This is a genomic window from Klebsiella sp. MS 92-3, from assembly GCF_000195655.1.
GTDB lineage: Bacteria > Pseudomonadota > Gammaproteobacteria > Enterobacterales > Enterobacteriaceae > Klebsiella > Klebsiella pneumoniae.
Window position 1 is genome coordinate 14827 of the sequence record NZ_GL882865.1, and the last position, 3163, is coordinate 17989.

Genomic DNA, 3163 nt, shown 5'->3' on the forward strand with positions numbered 1-3163 from the left:
CTTCCGCCGCCCGCCGCTCGTCCAGCGCCCGATCGATTCGCTGCTGCCAGCTCATAGCGCCGCCGCGTTGTAATATTCCTCAGTGTCCGGGGTGAGTAAGGCCTGCTCCAGACGTTGCTGCTGCTCATTGTCGCCTTCCAGCACCGCCGTCTGCTGCGGGTTGATCCCCAGCTTGCGGAACAGCTGCAGGTCTTTGTCCTCTTCCGGGTTCGGCGTGGTCAGCAGCTTGCAGCCGTAGAAAATCGAGTTCGCCCCGGCCATAAAGCACATCGCCTGGGTCTGCTCGTTCATCTGCTCGCGGCCGGCGGAGAGACGCACGTAGGAGGTGGGCATCATGATGCGCGCGATGGCGATAGTGCGGATGAAATCGAAAGCGTCGACGTCGTCGTTATCCGCCAGCGGCGTGCCCTTGACCTTCACCAACATGTTGATCGGTACGCTCTCCGGCGGCGTCGGCAGATTAGCCAGTTGCAGCAGCAGTCCGGCGCGATCTTTTACGCTCTCTCCCAGCCCGACGATGCCGCCGGAGCAGACTTTGATCCCAGCATCACGCACTTTATCCAGCGTATCCAGGCGCTCCTGGTAGGTGCGGGTGGTGATGATGTTGCCGTAAAATTCCGGCGAGGTATCAAGGTTGTGGTTGTAGTAATCGAGGCCCGCTTCGGCCAGGCGCTGCGCCTGACTGTCGGTCAGGGTGCCGAGCGTCATACAGGACTCCAGCCCCAGCGCCTTCACCCCTTTCACCATCTGCTCCAGATAAGGCATATCGCGGTCATTGGGGTTTTTCCACGCCGCGCCCATACAGAAGCGGGTGGAGCCGGCGTTTTTCGCCTGGCGCGCTGATTCCAGCACCTGCTCAACCTCCATCAGGCGCTCGGCTTCGAGGCCGGTTTTGTAGCGTGCGCTCTGCGGGCAATATTTACAATCTTCCGGGCAGGCGCCGGTTTTGATCGACAGCAGGGTGCTGACCTGCACCTGGCGCGGATCAAAGTGTTGACGATGGATTTGCTGCGCTTCGAATAGCAGATCGATCAGCGGTTTATTAAATAATTCCGTTACTTGCGACATTGTCCAGCGAGGTTGGTGAGCCATTTTCCTCTCCAAAAGGTCGTACACTTCCTATTTCACACAGCCTCTTTGTTGGCGGCACTCGCGCACCCGAGTCACATAGTGAACTATGCTCCTGGGGATGTTCTCGCTTGCCGCCTCGATGCTGCGCGAAATATTTTGTGTACGTTTCATTGTAAGTAAGTTCAGTGTAGACTTGTAAACCTAAATGTTTTCAAAATGGTTTACAAGTCGCTTATGACACTGGACGATCTCGCTTTCGATCGGCGCCACATCTGGCACCCCTACACCTCTATGACTTCCCCCCTGCCGGTCTACCCGGTGGTGTCCGCCCACGGTTGCGAGCTGTCCCTCGCCGGCGGCGAACAGTTGGTTGACGGTATGTCTTCCTGGTGGGCGGCGATCCACGGCTACAATCACCCACGCCTCAATGCGGCGCTGAAGGGGCAAATTGACCAAATGTCGCACGTGATGTTCGGCGGGATCACCCATCCGCCGGCAGTTGCGCTATGCCGTCAGCTGGTGGCGATGACCCCGGCCTCGCTGGAGTGCGTTTTCCTCGCCGACTCCGGTTCAGTGGCGGTAGAGGTGGCGATGAAAATGGCGCTGCAGTACTGGCAGGCTAAAGGCGAACCACGTCGTCGTTTTCTGACCTTCCGCAACGGCTATCACGGGGATACCTTCGGAGCGATGTCGGTCTGCGATCCGCAGAACTCGATGCACAGCCTGTGGCAGGGCTACCTGCCGGATAACCTGTTCGCCCCCGCGCCGCAAAGCCGCTTTGACGGCGAGTGGGACGAGATGGATATGGTACCGTTTGCCCGCCTGATGGCCGCGCATCGTCACGAAATCGCCGCGGTGATCCTCGAACCTATCGTCCAGGGGGCGGGCGGCATGCGGATGTACCATCCGGAGTGGCTGAAGCGGGTGCGTAAAATGTGCGACCGGGAAGGGATACTGCTGATCGCCGATGAGATTGCCACCGGCTTTGGCCGCACCGGCAAGCTGTTCGCTTGTGAACACGCCGGGATTACCGCCGACATTCTGTGTCTGGGCAAAGCGCTGACCGGCGGCACCATGACCCTTTCCGCCGCCATCACTACCCGAACGGTTGCTGAAACTATTAGCAATGGCGAAGCCGGTTGCTTTATGCACGGCCCCACCTTTATGGGCAATCCGCTGGCCTGCGCGGTGGCCAGCGAAAGCCTGCGCCTGCTGGAGAGCGGCGAATGGCAGCCGCAGGTGGCGGCGATTGAAGCCCAGCTGCAGGCCGAGCTGGCCCCGGCGCGGGGATCTGCGCTGGTCGCGGACGTCCGCTTGCTGGGCGCTATTGGCGTGGTTGAAACCCGTCGCCCGGTCAACATGGCCGCCCTGCAGCGCTTTTTCGTCGAGCAGGGAGTCTGGATCCGTCCGTTTGGCCGGCTGATTTATCTGATGCCGCCGTACATCATCACGCCCGAGCAGCTGACCCGCCTGACCCGTGCGGTCAACCAGGCAGTGCAGGACGAAACATTTTTTAGCGAATAAATAGCGGAATTGCGTCGTCGGGAAGGCTACACTTCTTTGTTAATCAGCGCATTATCAATGAGGATGAAGCATGAAACTGATCAGTCACGATCTCCAGGACGGCGGTAAGCTGCCTAATCGTCACGTCTTCAACGGCATGGGCTACGATGGCGACAATATTTCGCCGCATCTGATGTGGGATGATGTGCCCGCGGGAACCAAAAGCTTTGTGGTGACCTGCTACGATCCGGATGCGCCGACCGGCTCCGGCTGGTGGCACTGGGTGGTCGCTAACCTGCCGGCCGATACCCGCGTCCTGCCGCAAGGGGCCGGTTCCGGTCAGGCGGAGCTGCCGGAAGAGGCCGTTCAGACCCGCACCGATTTTGGTAAGGCAGGCTACGGCGGCGCGGCGCCGCCGAAGGGCGAAACCCACCGCTATATCTTCACCGTCCACGCCCTGGACGTCGAGAAAATTGAGGTGGATGCTGAGGCCAGCGGCGCGATGGTCGGCTTTAACGTCCATTTCCATTCCCTCGCCAGCGCCTCCATCACCGCCCTGTTCAGTTAATCTTCCCCCCCCCCCCCCCCG

3 protein-coding genes are annotated in these 3163 nt (G+C 60.2%); 2 read left to right on the forward strand and 1 reads right to left on the reverse strand.

The genetic code is table 11. The features are described 5' to 3' along the window. Positions 1-51 precede the first annotated feature (51 nt). The gene (bioB, locus tag HMPREF9538_RS02300) at positions 52-1092 is read right to left on the reverse strand and encodes a biotin synthase BioB (protein WP_002895580.1); all 1041 of its coding nucleotides are present in this window, start codon (positions 1090-1092) and stop codon (positions 52-54) included. A gap of 213 nt (positions 1093-1305) precedes the next feature. Between bioB and bioA the strand changes: the two genes are divergently transcribed. Both bioA and HMPREF9538_RS02290 read left to right on the forward strand, forming a co-directional pair. Further along, the gene (bioA, locus tag HMPREF9538_RS02295; RefSeq protein WP_020317289.1) at positions 1306-2595 is read left to right on the forward strand and encodes an adenosylmethionine--8-amino-7-oxononanoate transaminase; all 1290 of its coding nucleotides are present in this window, start codon (positions 1306-1308) and stop codon (positions 2593-2595) included. Positions 2596-2665: 70 nt separating this feature from the next. Next, a complete protein-coding gene (locus tag HMPREF9538_RS02290; RefSeq protein WP_002895575.1) occupies positions 2666-3142 on the forward strand; it encodes a kinase inhibitor in 477 nt (158 codons plus the stop codon). The last annotated feature ends 21 nt before the right edge of the window (positions 3143-3163 follow it).